This is a genomic window from uncultured Pseudomonas sp. (assembly GCF_913777995.1).
Taxonomy (GTDB): Bacteria; Pseudomonadota; Gammaproteobacteria; order Pseudomonadales; family Pseudomonadaceae; genus Aquipseudomonas.
Genome location: NZ_CAJYVE010000005.1, coordinates 1 through 14,125 on the forward strand (window position 1 = coordinate 1; position 14,125 = coordinate 14,125).

Consider the following 14,125-nt stretch of genomic DNA (forward strand, 5'->3'; position numbering starts at 1 on the left):
TGCCAGGCTCGCGCAAGACGGCCCGCCGATCGGCCTCCAGAAACGGCCGTAAGCCGCCAAAACGCACCAACAGGCCGCGCGCCAAGTCGAGCACGTTGTGCCCCGCAACGCCTGACCCCAGCAGCACAGCCAGCAGCTCGGCGTCAGACAGCACCGCCGCCCCGCGCTGCAGCAGCTTTTCCCTTGGCCGATCCTGAGCCGGCCATTCCCTGATGTTCATCGCTGCCCTGCCCCTGCTGCGGCCCATTTCGGCCCTGTGTTAATCTATTTGCCCTCGTACATGCGACGCTCTGCCGCACGCAGTTCCTGTCGCCGCCCGCTTTCACTGGAAAAAGGCAACCCTATGCAGCGGCTGTATCGCAAGCGCATCGTTCTTGGCGTCGGTGGTGGCATCGCCGCCTACAAGAGCGCCGAACTGATCCGCCGACTTCTGGAGCACGGCGCCCAAGTGCGTGTCGTCATGACCCGTGGTGGCGCCGAATTCATCACGCCGCTGACCTTGCAGGCGTTGTCCGGCCATCCGGTGCACTTGGACCTCCTCGACCCGGCAGCAGAGGCGGCCATGGGCCATATCGAGCTGGCCAAATGGGCTGATCTGGTGCTGATCGCTCCGGCCACCGCCGACCTCATGGCACGCCTGGCCCAGGGCATGGCCGATGACCTCTTGACGACCCTGGTGCTGGCCACCGACGCCACCGTCGCCGTCGCCCCCGCCATGAACCAGGCCATGTGGCGTGACGCTGCCACCCAGGCCAACCTCCAGGTGCTCAGGAGCCGAGGCATCCAGGTGTTCGGCCCTGCCTCGGGCAGCCAGGCCTGTGGCGACGTAGGCCTGGGCCGCATGCTCGAGGCCACCGACCTGGCCTGGTGCGCCGCCGAGAGCTTCAAGCGCCAGGCATTGACCGGCAAGCACGTGCTGATCACCGCCGGCCCCACCCAGGAGAACATCGATCCGGTGCGCTACATCACCAATCATAGCTCCGGGAAGATGGGCTTTGCCCTAGCCGAGGCGGCCGCCGAAGCCGGGGCTCGGGTGACCCTCGTGACCGGCCCTGTGCACCTGCCTACCCCCGACCGGGTCAGCCGTATCGACGTGGTCAGCGCGCGGGACATGCTGGCGGCCTGTGAGGCGGCCATGCCATGCGACCTGTTCATCGCGTCGGCGGCGGTGGCGGACTACCGCCCAGAGGTGATAGCGCCACAAAAACTGAAGAAAGATCCCACGACTGGCGATGGCATGCTGCTGCAGATGGTGCGCAATCCCGATATTCTTGCCACCCTGGCCGGTCGCACCGACCGCCCTTTCAGTGTCGGCTTCGCCGCCGAGACCGAACACTTGCTCGATTACGCCACGCGCAAGCTCAAGGATAAAAACCTCGACCTGATCGTCGCCAACGATGTGGCCAACCCCAGCATCGGCTTCAACAGTGAAGAGAACGCCTGCAGCGTGATCGACCGGGCGTTGCATGCAACGCTCTTCGCCCAGACCAGCAAGGGCAAGATCGCCCGCCAGCTGATCGCCTTTATCGCCGAACGCATGAATCAGGTTTAACTACGAATGCACGCTCTACAAGCCAAGATCCTCGACCCTCGCATTGGCAACGAATTCCCGCTGCCGGCCTATGCCACCAGCGGCTCGGCCGGCCTCGACCTGCGCGCCATGCTGCAGCAGGACACCGTGCTGGAACCCGGCCAGACCCTGCTGATTCCCACAGGTCTGTCGATCTACGTCGAAGACCCCGGCCTGGCCGCGCTGATCCTGCCGCGCTCGGGCCTGGGCCACAAGCACGGCATCGTGCTGGGCAACCTGGTCGGCCTGATCGACTCCGACTACCAGGGCGAACTGATGGTTTCGTGCTGGAACCGCGGCCAGACGCCGTTCACCATCGCCGTGGGTGAACGCATCGCCCAGCTGGTGCTGGTGCCCGTGGTACAGGCGCGTTTCGAACTGGTCGACGAGTTCCAGCAGACCCAGCGTGGCGCAGGCGGCTTCGGTCACTCGGGCAGTCACTGACAGCCAATCAGGCCGGCCAACCCGGATTCAGGACGAATAGTCGGAGAGCAATCGGGTGAAAGGAATTGAGCACACCAACGGGTTGGCGGCAAACGACCAGCCGAGCGCCGCGACCGGCCTGCGGGCCTTGCTGCCCGGCTTGATACCGACCGCTGCGGGCCTATGCGCCGGCGTGGTGCTGGTGGCCATCGGCATGCTTGCCACGCCGCAACAGCAGGACCTGCAGGTACAGGCCTGGGGCAGCGGCCAGGCCATGGCGGTGAATCTGGCGCTGCGCCAGATCGCCGCCGATACCCAGGCCGCCGCCAGCGACCCGAGCCTGCTCCAGGCCCTGCAAGGTAACGACCCACAGGCGCTACGGGCGGCCCAGGAGCGGCTGCGCTACTGGGACGGTCTGGTCGGCGCTCGAATCGACCCCAAGGGCCTGGCCGACGTCGACAGCCAGGGCAGCCTGCCGATCAGCTATTCCACCCTGGACATGCTCAACAAGGCGATCCAGGGCCAGAACCCGACACCGGAGGCACGCCGAGTCGGCGAGCGTTGGATCATCTACAGTGCCGCCGCCTTGCGCGCCGGGCCGCAACAGCCTGCCGTCGGCACCCTGCTGCTGGCCTTCGACATCCAGCGCCTGCTCAACGCCATGCCCGTGCTTCCAGAAGACGCCGGGCGCGTGGTGCTGAGCCAGCAATTCGGCAATGGTCCCGCGCAGGTCTTCCTGCAGCGCGGTCAGTCCGGCGACGCCAGGGCCCAGGCGTTCGATACCGGGCAGAGCGGCTGGCAGCTGACCTTCACCCCCGGAGCGGCCACGCATGACTCACCGCCCTGGCTGCTGCTCGGCCTGGCGTTGCTGGTCGCGCTGGGCGGCGGCGTGCTGGGTCTTTGGCTCAATGAGCGCCGCCTGCAACAGCAGATCGGCGACGACGCCCGGCAACTGGATCAGCTGCTGCAAGAACTCTCGAGCGGAAAAGCCGTCAAAGCCTTCGGTTTGAGCCTGCCAGCCCTCCAGGGCCTGGGCCGGGCCATGGCCCGTTTTTCGCTTCAGGCGCCGCAGGCAAGGGCCGTTGCGGCGCCCGACGATACAACCGGCGCAACACCCGATACCTCTGAAGGCAGCGTTGCAGTATCGCCTCCTCTGGCCTCATTCGACGGCAATTGGACCGATCCGCTGTTCCAGAACACCGATATCCTCGATATCGACATTCTCGACGACAACCAGGATCTCCTGAGATCGGAGCACACCCCATTTATGAGCAGTCCAGCATCCGTGGCACCCCAGCTTCCCGAGTCCATCTTCCGCGCCTATGACATCCGTGGCGTGGTCGGCGATACCCTCAATGCCGAGACCGCCTACTGGATCGGCCGGGCCATCGGCGCCCAGAGCCTGGCCCTGAACGAGCCCAATGTCAGCGTCGGACGCGACGGTCGCCTGTCTGGTCCCGAGCTTTCCCAGCAGCTGATCCAGGGCCTGCACGATGCCGGCTGCCACGTCAGCGACGTCGGCCTGGTGCCCACCCCGGCGCTTTATTACGCGGCCAACGTCCTGGCCGGCAAGACCGGTGTGATGCTCACCGGCAGCCACAACCCCAAAGACTACAACGGTTTCAAGATCATCATCGCCGGCGACACCCTGGCCAATGAGCAGATCCAGGCCCTGCACGAGCGCATCCGCACCAACGACCTGACCTCGCAGAAAGGCAGCATCACCAAGGTCGACATCCTCGACCGCTACTTCGAGCAGATCAAGAACGACATCGCCCTGGCGCGCAAGCTCAAGGTGGTAGTGGACTGCGGCAACGGCGCGGCCGGCGTGATCGCCCCGCAGTTGATCGAAGCCCTGGGCTGCGAAGTGATCTCCCTGTACGCCGAAGTCGACGGCAACTTCCCTAACCACCACCCGGATCCGGGCAAACTGGAAAACCTCCAGGACCTGATCGCCAAGGTCAAGGAAACCGGCGCCGACCTGGGCCTGGCCTTCGACGGTGACGGCGACCGCGTGGGCGTGGTGACCAACCAGGGCAACGTGGTCTACCCCGACCGCCTGCTGATGCTCTTCGCCCTCGACGTGCTGGAGCGCAACCCAGGCGCGGACATCATCTTCGACGTCAAGTGCACCCGCCGCCTGACCCCGCTGATCAGCGAACACGGCGGTCGTCCGGTGATGTGGAAGACCGGCCACTCGCTGATCAAGAAGCAGATGAAGAAAAGCGGCGCCCTGCTGGCCGGCGAGATGAGTGGCCATATCTTCTTCAAGGAGCGCTGGTTCGGCTTCGACGACGGTATCTACAGCGCCGCGCGCCTGCTGGAAATCCTCAGCCAGCGCTCGGAAAGCGCCGAAGACCTGTTCGCCGCCTTCCCGGACGACGTTTCCACGCCAGAGATCAATATTAAGGTGACCGACGTCACCAAGTTCAGCATCATTGAGGCTCTGGAGAAGGACGCTCAGTGGGGCGACGCCAAGCTGACCAGCATCGATGGCGTACGTGTCGACTACCCGAAAGGCTGGGGCCTGGTCCGTGCGTCGAATACCACGCCGGTTCTGGTCCTGCGTTTCGAGGCCGAGACCGAAGCTGAGCTGCAGCGCATCCAGAACGTTTTCCACACCGAGCTCAAGAAAGTTGCGCCGGACCTCGAACTGCCGTTCTGATTGTTTTGATCTTTGACTGGAGCCCTGAATGACCCTCGATCGTGATGCCGCCTCTAACGTCGCCAAGGTACTGTCCGAAGCACTGCCTTACATCCGTCGTTTCGTAGGCAAGACCCTGGTAATCAAGTACGGCGGCAACGCCATGGAGAGCGAAGAGCTGAAAACCGGCTTCGCTCGCGACATCGTGCTGATGAAAGCGGTCGGTATCAACCCGGTGGTCGTTCACGGTGGCGGTCCGCAGATCGGCGACCTGCTCAAGCGCCTGTCCATCGAAAGCCACTTCATCGACGGCATGCGGGTCACCGACTCGCAGACCATGGATGTGGTGGAAATGGTCCTCGGCGGCCAGGTCAACAAGGACATCGTCAACCTGATCAACCGCCATGGCGGCAGCGCCATCGGCCTGACCGGCAAGGACGCCGAGCTGATCCGTGCGAAGAAGCTCACCGTCACCCGCCAGACTCCGGAAATGACCAAGGCCGAGATCATCGACATCGGTCATGTGGGCGAGGTGGTGGGCGTCAACACCGAGCTGCTGAACATGCTGGTCAAGGGCGACTTCATCCCGGTGATCGCGCCTATCGGCGTGGGTCCGGATGGCGAGTCCTACAACATCAACGCCGACCTGGTCGCCGGCAAGGTCGCCGAGGCCCTCAAGGCCGAGAAGCTGATGCTGCTGACCAACATCGCCGGCCTGATGGACAAGCAGGGCGAAGTGCTGACCGGCCTGACCACCGAGCAGGTCGACAGCCTGATCGCCGACGGCACCATCTACGGCGGCATGCTGCCGAAGATCCGTTGCGCGCTGGAAGCGGTCCAGGGTGGCGTGCACAGTTCGCACATCATCGATGGCCGGGTGCCCAACGCCGTACTGCTGGAGATCTTCACCGACAGCGGCGTCGGTACGCTGATCACCAACCGCAAGCGTCACTGATCCGAATGCAATGAAAAAAGGCCCTGCCGGTTTCCGACAGGGCCTTTTTCATGCCTCCAGCGCTCGCCTCAAGGGACCAGCCGCTGCACCCGCGCACGATAGCCGGCAAATTCGAACTCCGTTTGCCGGCGCACGTCCTGGTAGCGCTGGATCTGCTCGTTCAGCGCCTGCTGCTGCTCACGCAGATCGTGCATCTGGTCGATGAGCGATTGCGGCACGGGCCGGCCGGCGCGCTCCTGATCGGCCGCCTGCCCCTGCAGGCTGACCTGCTGTGCCGACAGCCCCTGGAGATTGCCCTGGGCCACGCCGATCAGGGCATCCAGCTCGGCCAGGCGACGGGTTCGAGCACGATCCACGTCCGCCACGCTGCGATACTGCTGCAGAAACTGCGCATCGGCGTTGGCCTGCGCCTCGGCCTGCTGAGCCTCGCGGATCTCTTCGGCGGTCGGCGCCGGCGGCACCACCTTGACCACGCGCCCCTGGGCGTTGAGCACCTGGTAGCCCTGGCCAACGTATTCGGGCGGCACGCCCTGGCGATCCATCACCGTCACCCCACGGCTGTCGACATAGCGATACAGCAGACCCTCGGGCTGCTCTTCGGCCAAGGCCGACAGCGGCGCCAGGATCAGGCAAAGGCCCAGCCAGCGGCCAAGCGGGGTCAGATCGGCCATGGGTACGGTCAGACTCCGTACTGCGCCCGGTAGGCTTCCACCGCTGGCAGGTGCTGCTTGAGCTGCGCGTCGTCGGCCAGGTATTCCAGCACCTGGTTCAGCGAAACGATGCTCACCACCGGGATACCGAAGTCGCGTTCGACTTCCTGGATCGCCGACAGCTCGCCATTGCCACGCTCCTGGCGGTTCATGGCGATCAGCACACCGGCCGCCTTGGCGCTCTGGGCCTGGATGATCTGCATGACTTCACGGATGGCCGTGCCGGCGGTGATCACGTCGTCGATGATCATTACGTTGCCGGTCAGCGGGGCGCCGACCAGGCTGCCGCCCTCGCCGTGATCCTTGGCTTCCTTGCGGTTGAAGCACCAGGGCAGGTCGAGGCCGTGATGCTCGGCCAGCGAGACGGCGGTGGCCGCCGCCAGGGGAATGCCCTTGTAGGCGGGACCGAACAGCACGTCGAAGGAAATGCCGCTGTCGACGATGGCCGACGCGTAGAAGCGACCCAGCTGGGCGAGTGCCGCACCGCTGTTGAACAGGCCGGCATTGAAGAAGTAGGGACTGGTACGTCCGGACTTGAGAGTGAACTCACCGAAGCGCAGCACGCCGCGATCGATGGCAAAACGAATGAAATCGCGTTGGTACGCTTGCATGAAAAAAGCCCTGAAAGCACGGATTTAGCTAATTGATTAGACCTCGGGTATCATACACGCACGTGATTTTTGGGGCCATTTATGCGGATCATCAGTGTGAACGTAAATGGCATTCAGGCTGCGGTCGAGCGTGGTTTGCTCAGCTGGCTGCAAGCCCAGAATGCCGACGTCATCTGCCTTCAGGACACCCGCGCCTCCGCCTTCGAACTGGATGATCCAGCCTACCAGCTGGATGGTTACTTCCTGTATGCGTGCGAAGCCGAAGTGCCAGCCCAGGGCGGCGTGGCGCTTTACTCGCGGCTGCAGCCAAAGGCGGTCATCAGCGGTCTCGGTTTCGAGACGGTCGACCGCTACGGGCGTTACCTGCAGGCAGACTTCGACAAAGTCAGTATTGCCACCCTGCTGCTGCCTTCGGGCATGAACGGCGACGAGGACCTGAACCAGAAGTTCAAGCTCATGGACGACTTCGCCCGCTACCTGGACAAGCAGCGCCGCAAGCGCCGCGAGTACATCTACTGCGGTTCGCTGTACGTGGCACAGCAGAAGCTCGACATCAAGAACTGGCGCGACAGCCAGCAGTCGCCCGGCTTCCTGGCGCCGGAGCGCGCCTGGATGGACGAGATCATCGGCAACATGGGTTATGTGGATGCCCTGCGTGAAGTGAACCGCGAAGGCGACCAGTACAGCTGGTGGCCAGACAGCGAACAGGCCGAGATGCTCAACCTGGGCTGGCGCTTCGACTACCAGATCCTCACCCCAGGCCTGCGTCGCTTCGTGCGTAGCGCGCGCCTGCCGCGCCAGCCGCGCTTCTCGCAACATGCGCCACTGCTGGTGGACTACGACTGGACCCTGACCATCTGATCGGGCAGCCCTCCAGACGCGAAAAAGCCGACTTGCGTCGGCTTTTTACTGCCCGCCTGGCGCCCTACTTCAGCGGCCTCCAGGTGAACGGATAGCGATAATCCAGACCGTCGCTGGCCTTGACCGCCGCGATGATGATCAGCACCAGCGCGCCAATGCCGATCAGCATCAGCAGCGGGATGCCGATGACCACGAACACCAGCATGAAGCTGATGACCGCCGCGATGCTGACGGTGATCTGGAAGTTCAGCGCCTCCTTGCCCTGAGCGTCGACGAAGGGGTCGGACTCCTTCTTCAACTGCCAGAGAATCAGCGGCCCGATCAGGTTGCCGAACGGGACGAACAGCCCGGCGAACGCCGCCAGATGACAGAACATGGCCCACTGGCGCGACTGCGGGTCGGGCTTGTTCAACGAGGTCGAAAAATCGGTCATCGGGCGACTCCTGTCGGTCAGTCGGCCAGCGCAGCGCGCTGCAGTTCGAAGATTTCCGCCATGCCCTTGCGCGCCAGCTCGAGCATCGCATTGAGTTCTTCAGGCTGGAACGGCGCCCCCTCGGCAGTGCCCTGCACCTCGATGAAGCCGCCGGCGCTGGTCATGACCACGTTCAGGTCGGTCTCGGCAGCGGAGTCTTCCAGATAATCCAGGTCCAGGACCGGCTCGCCCTGGTAGATGCCCACGGAGACGGCACCGATCATCTGCTTGAGCGGATCGCCCGCCTTCAGGCCGCCACGCTTCTTGATCAGTTTCAGGGCGTCGATCAGCGCGACCATGGAACCTGTGATGGACGCGGTACGGGTGCCGCCGTCGGCCTGAATCACGTCGCAGTCGACGTACAGGGTGATGTCGCCCAGCTTGGTCATGTCCAGCGCGGCGCGCAGCGAACGGCCGATCAGGCGCTGGATTTCCAGGGTGCGGCCACCCTGCTTGCCGCGGCTGGCCTCACGCTGGTTACGCTCGCCGGTGGAACGCGGCAGCATGCCGTACTCGGCGGTCAGCCAGCCCTGCCCCTGCCCCTTGAGGAAGCGCGGCACGCCGTTCTCGACGCTGACGGTGCAGATGACCTTGGTGTCACCGAACTCGACCAGCACGGAGCCCTCGGCGTGTTTGGTGTAGTTGCGGGTGATACGGATCGGGCGCAGCTGGTCGGCAGCGCGGCCACTTGGACGTTTCATCTGGCAATACCTGTACAGGGACGGAAAACTGCCGGCCATTATACGGGCTGCATCGCCCTGCGGGACACCTAAAGTCCAAGCGGTGCGCATTGCCCGCCCTCTGGCAACCGGACATCACTTGCCTGCGTCGGCAGATTGGGGCCAGCCTCGCTCTGCGTTACAATCCTGCGCCTTTGCAGCCTGTCGGCTTCCACGATCGCCGCGCGCCTGGCCTGCCCCGCGCCCGGCACGACTCAAGAGGTACACCCCATGGTGCACAGCATGACAGCCTTCGCCCGGACCGAACGGGCCGACGCCCAGGGCACCCTGAGCTGGGAACTGCGCTCGGTCAACCATCGCTACCTCGAACCGCACCTGCGCCTGCCCGAGGCCTTCCGCGATCTCGAAGGCGCCGTGCGCGAAGCCCTGCGCCAGGGGCTGTCGCGCGGCAAGGTGGAGTGCACCCTGCGCTTCATCGAGGAGAATGCCGGCAAGCCCTTGCAGGTTGACCGCGAGCGCGCCGCACAGCTGGTGGCCGCCGCCGAGCAGGTCGCGGCGCTGATCCAGCAGCCAGCCCCCTTGAACCCGCTGGAAGTCCTCGCCTGGCCGGGCGTGCTGGTGGCCGATGCCGCCGACCCGCAGGCCCTGAACAGCGCCGCTCTGGCCCTGTTCAACCAGGCCTTGGGGGAACTGAAGAAAGGCCGCGCCCGAGAAGGTGCCGGCCTGGTCGCCCTGCTCGAAGAGCGTCTGGAATCCATCACCCAGGAAGTGAACACGTTGCGTGCCCTGGTGCCTCAGATGCTGGCCACGCAACGCCAGAAGATCCTCGACCGCTTCGCCGACATGAAGGCCGAGCTGGACCCGCAGCGCCTGGAACAGGAAATGGTCCTGCTGGCGCAGAAGAGCGACGTCGCCGAGGAACTCGACCGCCTGACCACCCACGTCACTGAGGTGCGCCGCGTGCTCAAGGCTGGCGGCCAGGCCGGGCGACGCCTGGACTTCCTGATGCAGGAACTCAACCGCGAGGCCAATACGCTCGGCTCCAAGGCTTTCGACCCGCGCAGCACGCAGGCGGCGGTCAACCTCAAGGTGCTGATCGAACAAATGCGCGAACAAGTGCAGAACATTGAGTAAGGCTTGAACAACATGACCCAGAGTACCGGCACCCTGTATATCGTTTCCGCCCCGTCCGGCGCGGGCAAGACCAGCCTCGTCACGGCGCTGATCGACGCCGACCGGCAGATCCGCGTCTCGGTATCGCATACCACCCGGGCCATGCGCCCTGGCGAAGTCAACGGCGTGAACTACCACTTCGTCGAGCGCGCCGAATTCCTGCGCATGATCGAACAAGGGGATTTCCTGGAGCAGGCCGAGGTTTTCGGCAACCTCTACGGCACCTCGCAGAGCAGCCTCCAGGAAGTGCTCGATGCCGGCTATGACCTGATCCTGGAGATCGACTGGCAGGGCGCCGAGCAGGTGCGCAACCTGATGCCCGACGCCCTGTCGATCTTCATCCTGCCACCCAGCCAGGAAGCCCTGCGCCAACGCCTCAACGGCCGCGGCCAGGACAGCGACGAGATCATCGAAGGACGGATGCGCGAGGCGGTCAGCGAAATGAGCCACTACGGCGCGTACGACTACATCGTGGTCAACGACGACTTCGACGTGGCACTCGACGACCTGAAGGCGATTTTCCGCGCCAACCGCCTGACCCAGGCGCATCAGCAGCGCCGCCACCAGGCCTTGCTGGCGCAGTTGCTGGGCTGAATCCGACACGTCGGGGTATGTGGCTTTGAGCGTGCCGCTTGAAGCCTGTCACTCCGCACTTGTACACTACCAAGTCCGCTCGCCCGTCCGGGCACCGCGCATACGCATTTGCTACGAGGAATACCATGGCCCGCGTGACTGTTGAAGACTGCCTGGAAAACGTCGATAACCGCTTCGAGCTGGTCATGCTCGCCACCAAGCGTTCGCGTCAGCTCGCCACAGGCGGCAAAGAGCCCAAGGTTGCTTGGGAAAACGACAAGCCCACCGTCGTCGCCCTGCGTGAAATCGCCGCCGGCCTGGTGGACAACGCTGTCATCGCTGAAGCCGAGATCGTCGAAGACGAGCCGCTGTTCGCTGCCTTCGAGGACGAGTCCAGCGAGGCCGTATAAGCCTATGCCGGGTCGACGTGGTGCGGCGCAGGACACAGGCCATCGGCAGGGGGTAACGCCTTGCCGAGCATAGACGTCCTCGCCGATCGCCTTTCGGCCTACCTCAGCAAGGACCAGGTGAACCTGGTCCGCCGCGCCTATTTCTACGCCGAACAGGCGCACGACGGTCAGCGCCGCCGCAGCGGCGAAGCCTACGTCACCCATCCCCTGGCGGTCGCCAACATCCTCGCCGACATGCACATGGACCATCAGAGCCTGATGGCCGCGATGCTGCATGACGTCATCGAGGACACCGGCATCGCCAAGGAAGCGCTCAGTTCGCAGTTCGGCGAAACCGTCGCGGAACTGGTCGACGGGGTCAGCAAGCTGACCCAGATGAACTTCGAGACCAAGGCCGAGGCGCAGGCCGAGAACTTCCAGAAGATGGCCATGGCCATGGCCCGGGACATCCGCGTCATCCTGGTCAAGCTGGCTGACCGCCTGCACAACATGCGCACTCTGGAAGTCCTCTCCGGTGAAAAACGCCGGCGCATCGCCAAGGAAACCCTGGAGATCTACGCCCCCATCGCCAACCGGCTGGGCATGCACAGCGTACGCATCGAGTTCGAAGACCTCGGCTTCAAGGCCATGTACCCCATGCGCTCGACGCGCATCGGCCAGGCGGTCAAACGGGCCCGCGGCAACCGCAAGGAACTGGTCAACAAGATCGAGGAATCGCTGAGCCACTGCCTGGCGGTCGACGGCATCGAAGGCGAGGTCAGCGGACGCCAGAAGCACCTCTACGGCATCTACAAGAAGATGCGCGGCAAGCGTCGCGCCTTCAACGAGATCATGGACGTCTACGCGTTCCGTATCGTGGTCGACAAGGTTGACACCTGCTATCGCGTACTGGGCGCCGTACACAACCTGTACAAACCCTTGCCGGGCCGCTTCAAGGACTACATCGCGATTCCCAAGGCCAACGGCTACCAGTCGCTGCACACCACGCTGTTCGGCATGCATGGCGTGCCCATCGAGATCCAGATCCGCACCCGCGAGATGGAAGAGATGGCCAACAACGGCATCGCCGCCCACTGGCTGTACAAGTCCAGTGACGACGACCAACCCAAGGGCTCGCACGCGCGGGCTCGCCAGTGGGTCAAGGGCGTACTGGAAATGCAGCAGCGCGCCGGCAACTCCCTGGAATTCATCGAAAGCGTCAAGATCGACCTGTTTCCCGACGAAGTCTACGTGTTCACCCCCAAGGGCCGGATCATGGAACTGCCCAAGGGCTCCACGGCCGTGGACTTCGCCTATGCCGTTCACACTGACGTCGGCAACAGCTGCATCGCCTGCCGCATCAACCGTCGCCTGGCACCGCTCTCCGAGCCGTTGCAGAGTGGCTCGACGGTCGAGATCGTCAGCGCCCCCGGCGCGCGACCGAACCCGGCCTGGCTGAACTTCGTGGTCACCGGCAAGGCGCGTACGCACATTCGCCATGCACTGAAGCTGCAACGCCGCTCCGAGTCGATCAATCTCGGCGAGCGCCTGCTCAACAAGGTGCTCAACGGCTTCGAGACCAGCCTCGACAAGATCAGCCCCGAGCGCGTCCAGGCCGCCCTGGCCGAGTACCGCGTCGAGGTGCTGGAAGACCTGCTCGAAGACATCGGCCTGGGCAACCGCATGGCCTACGTGGTCGCTCGCCGCCTGCTGGGCGAAGGCGAACAGCTGCCCAGCCCCGAAGGCCCACTGGCGATTCGCGGCACCGAAGGCCTGGTGCTCAGCTACGCCAAATGCTGCACGCCGATCCCGGGCGACCCCATCGTCGGTCATCTGTCGGCGGGCAAAGGCATGGTGGTGCACCTGGAAAACTGCCGCAACATCAGCGAAATCCGCCACAACCCGGAAAAGTGCCTGCAACTGTCGTGGGCCAAGGACGTTACCGGCGAATTCAATGTCGAGTTGCGCGTCGAGCTCGAACACCAGCGCGGCCTGATCGCCCTGCTGGCCAGCAGCGTCAACGCCGCCGACGGCAACATCGAGAAGATCAGCATGGATGAACGCGATGGTCGCATCAGCGTGGTCCAGCTGGTGGTCAGCGTGCACGATCGCGTACACCTGGCCCGAGTCATCAAGAAGCTGCGCGCCCTGCCCGGTGTGACCCGCATCACCCGCATGCGCGCCTAGCCCACCCTCAACAGGAGTTCTCATGACCAAGACCGTCATCAACAGCGACAAGGCCCCTGCGGCCATCGGTACCTATTCCCAGGCCATCAAGGCGGGCAACACCGTCTATATGTCCGGGCAGATTCCGCTGGATCCCAAGACCATGGAACTGGTCGAAGGCATCGAAGCCCAGATCACCCAGGTCTTCGAGAACCTCAAGTCGGTCGCCGAGGCCGCTGGCGGCTCGTTCAAGGACATCGTCAAGCTGAACATCTTCCTGACCGACCTGAGCCATTTCGCCAAGGTCAACGAGGTGATGGGTCGCTACTTCGAGCAGCCCTACCCCGCTCGCGCCGCCATCGGCGTGGCCGCGCTGCCAAAAGGCGCGCAGGTCGAGATGGACGCCATCCTCGTCATCGAGTGATGCCCCAGGCGGCGGGCATTGCACTCGCCGCCTTTCCCTCTCCTGGAAGGTTCCCGACATGCGCATAGCATTGCCTCTTACGCTGGCAGCCCTGGTCCTGGGCGGCTGCGCCAGCCACAAACCTGAAGACTTCAACGGCACCTGGATCAACCAGGACGCCATCACTGCGGCCGTCAAGCAAGGCAACCTTCGCCAGGCCCTGAATGAGCATGGCCCGGTCTTCGAGTGGAAGCTCGATGTTGCTACCCAGCGCGCCAGCTACAGCAACGGGTTCGAGGCCTCGGATGGTCAGCTCAGCGCCAATGACAAGCAGTGGCTGGCCACTTTCGAAGGCGGTGCCACCGAGCAACTGTCGCTGGACGGCGACGAACTGCAAACAGTCGACCAGCGAGGCGCGAAACAGCGCTTCGAGCGTGCCAAGACGCCCAGTGGCAACAATGCGCCACTGGGCAGCAGCTTCGAGCAGGCGCTGTA

General features: G+C 64.2%; 15 protein-coding genes and 1 pseudogene. 11 read left to right on the forward strand and 5 right to left on the reverse strand.

What is annotated here, in order from left to right:
• Window positions 1–220, reverse strand: a 220-nt coding sequence (locus tag QZ497_RS01505; RefSeq protein ID WP_365354664.1) for a UPF0758 domain-containing protein, incomplete at its 3' end; no start/stop codon positions are given.
• A 123-nt stretch (window positions 221–343) separates the two neighbouring features.
• Between QZ497_RS01505 and coaBC the strand changes: the two genes are divergently transcribed.
• From coaBC to argB, 4 genes are read left to right on the forward strand one after another with little or no spacing between them, the layout of a single operon-like run.
• Entirely contained in the window at window positions 344–1,552 is a 1,209-nt protein-coding gene (gene coaBC, locus QZ497_RS01510) for a bifunctional phosphopantothenoylcysteine decarboxylase/phosphopantothenate--cysteine ligase CoaBC (RefSeq protein ID WP_295470465.1), read from the forward strand.
• Between the two features lie 6 nt (window positions 1,553–1,558).
• Window positions 1,559–2,014, forward strand: a complete 456-nt coding sequence (gene dut / locus QZ497_RS01515) for a dUTP diphosphatase (protein WP_295470467.1) — start codon at window positions 1,559–1,561, stop codon at window positions 2,012–2,014.
• A 55-nt stretch (window positions 2,015–2,069) separates the two neighbouring features.
• On the forward strand, window positions 2,070–4,658 hold the full coding sequence (locus QZ497_RS21840) for a phosphomannomutase/phosphoglucomutase (protein ID WP_365354667.1): 2,589 nt from the start codon (window positions 2,070–2,072) through the stop codon (window positions 4,656–4,658).
• Between the two features lie 28 nt (window positions 4,659–4,686).
• Window positions 4,687–5,592 carry an acetylglutamate kinase gene (gene argB, locus QZ497_RS01525; RefSeq protein ID WP_295470468.1) on the forward strand — a complete coding sequence of 302 codons (906 nt, stop codon included), beginning with the start codon at window positions 4,687–4,689 and terminating at the stop codon, window positions 5,590–5,592.
• A 68-nt stretch (window positions 5,593–5,660) separates the two neighbouring features.
• Here argB and QZ497_RS01530 read toward each other — a convergent pair whose 3' ends face one another.
• Entirely contained in the window at window positions 5,661–6,263 is a 603-nt protein-coding gene (locus QZ497_RS01530; RefSeq protein WP_295470470.1) for a DUF4124 domain-containing protein, read from the reverse strand.
• An 8-nt stretch (window positions 6,264–6,271) separates the two neighbouring features.
• Entirely contained in the window at window positions 6,272–6,913 is a 642-nt protein-coding gene (gene pyrE / locus QZ497_RS01535) for an orotate phosphoribosyltransferase (RefSeq protein ID WP_295470471.1), read from the reverse strand.
• 81 nt (window positions 6,914–6,994) lie between these two features.
• On the opposite strand from pyrE, the gene QZ497_RS01540 reads away from it, so the two are divergent.
• Window positions 6,995–7,774 (forward strand): exodeoxyribonuclease III, encoded by a 780-nt coding sequence (locus QZ497_RS01540; protein WP_295470472.1) that lies wholly within the window; start codon window positions 6,995–6,997, stop codon window positions 7,772–7,774.
• Window positions 7,775–7,838: 64 nt separating this feature from the next.
• Here QZ497_RS01540 and QZ497_RS01545 read toward each other — a convergent pair whose 3' ends face one another.
• Window positions 7,839–8,207 carry a DUF4870 domain-containing protein gene (locus QZ497_RS01545; RefSeq protein ID WP_295470474.1) on the reverse strand — a complete coding sequence of 123 codons (369 nt, stop codon included), beginning with the start codon at window positions 8,205–8,207 and terminating at the stop codon, window positions 7,839–7,841.
• A gap of 17 nt (window positions 8,208–8,224) precedes the next feature.
• A complete protein-coding gene (gene rph, locus QZ497_RS01550) occupies window positions 8,225–8,947 on the reverse strand; it encodes a ribonuclease PH (RefSeq protein WP_295470476.1) in 723 nt (240 codons plus the stop codon).
• A 249-nt stretch (window positions 8,948–9,196) separates the two neighbouring features.
• Between rph and QZ497_RS01555 the strand changes: the two genes are divergently transcribed.
• The 6 genes and pseudogenes from QZ497_RS01555 to QZ497_RS01580 all read left to right on the forward strand — a co-directional run.
• Window positions 9,197–10,060 carry a YicC/YloC family endoribonuclease gene (locus tag QZ497_RS01555; protein ID WP_295470477.1) on the forward strand — a complete coding sequence of 288 codons (864 nt, stop codon included), beginning with the start codon at window positions 9,197–9,199 and terminating at the stop codon, window positions 10,058–10,060.
• A 12-nt stretch (window positions 10,061–10,072) separates the two neighbouring features.
• The gene (gene gmk / locus QZ497_RS01560) at window positions 10,073–10,693 is read left to right on the forward strand and encodes a guanylate kinase (RefSeq protein WP_295470479.1); all 621 of its coding nucleotides are present in this window, start codon (window positions 10,073–10,075) and stop codon (window positions 10,691–10,693) included.
• 125 nt (window positions 10,694–10,818) lie between these two features.
• Complete coding sequence (rpoZ, locus tag QZ497_RS01565; RefSeq protein WP_295470481.1) at window positions 10,819–11,082, forward strand: DNA-directed RNA polymerase subunit omega; 264 nt, start codon at window positions 10,819–10,821, stop codon at window positions 11,080–11,082.
• Between the two features lie 60 nt (window positions 11,083–11,142).
• A complete protein-coding gene (gene spoT / locus QZ497_RS01570; RefSeq protein ID WP_295470482.1) occupies window positions 11,143–13,248 on the forward strand; it encodes a bifunctional GTP diphosphokinase/guanosine-3',5'-bis pyrophosphate 3'-pyrophosphohydrolase in 2,106 nt (701 codons plus the stop codon).
• Between the two features lie 22 nt (window positions 13,249–13,270).
• Complete coding sequence (locus QZ497_RS01575) at window positions 13,271–13,651, forward strand: RidA family protein (RefSeq protein WP_295470484.1); 381 nt, start codon at window positions 13,271–13,273, stop codon at window positions 13,649–13,651.
• Window positions 13,652–13,709: 58 nt separating this feature from the next.
• Window positions 13,710–14,125: pseudogene (locus tag QZ497_RS01580) on the forward strand (hypothetical protein); the annotation flags it as partial.

What these genes read in the sequence shown, in the direction of transcription:
- QZ497_RS01555 (WP_295470477.1), top strand. Translation starts at nt 9,197, where the DNA reads ATGGTGCACAGCATGACAGCCTTCGCCCGGACCGAACGGGCCGACGCC.
- coaBC (WP_295470465.1), top strand. Translation starts at nt 344, where the DNA reads ATGCAGCGGCTGTATCGCAAGCGCATCGTTCTTGGCGTCGGTGGTGGC.
- QZ497_RS01530 (WP_295470470.1), bottom strand. Translation starts at nt 6,263, where the DNA reads ATGGCCGATCTGACCCCGCTTGGCCGCTGGCTGGGCCTTTGCCTGATC.
- QZ497_RS01540 (WP_295470472.1), top strand. Translation starts at nt 6,995, where the DNA reads ATGCGGATCATCAGTGTGAACGTAAATGGCATTCAGGCTGCGGTCGAG.
- pyrE (WP_295470471.1), bottom strand. Translation starts at nt 6,913, where the DNA reads ATGCAAGCGTACCAACGCGATTTCATTCGTTTTGCCATCGATCGCGGC.
- rpoZ (WP_295470481.1), top strand. Translation starts at nt 10,819, where the DNA reads ATGGCCCGCGTGACTGTTGAAGACTGCCTGGAAAACGTCGATAACCGC.
- argB (WP_295470468.1), top strand. Translation starts at nt 4,687, where the DNA reads ATGACCCTCGATCGTGATGCCGCCTCTAACGTCGCCAAGGTACTGTCC.
- dut (WP_295470467.1), top strand. Translation starts at nt 1,559, where the DNA reads ATGCACGCTCTACAAGCCAAGATCCTCGACCCTCGCATTGGCAACGAA.
- rph (WP_295470476.1), bottom strand. Translation starts at nt 8,947, where the DNA reads ATGAAACGTCCAAGTGGCCGCGCTGCCGACCAGCTGCGCCCGATCCGT.
- gmk (WP_295470479.1), top strand. Translation starts at nt 10,073, where the DNA reads ATGACCCAGAGTACCGGCACCCTGTATATCGTTTCCGCCCCGTCCGGC.
- QZ497_RS01575 (WP_295470484.1), top strand. Translation starts at nt 13,271, where the DNA reads ATGACCAAGACCGTCATCAACAGCGACAAGGCCCCTGCGGCCATCGGT.
- QZ497_RS01545 (WP_295470474.1), bottom strand. Translation starts at nt 8,207, where the DNA reads ATGACCGATTTTTCGACCTCGTTGAACAAGCCCGACCCGCAGTCGCGC.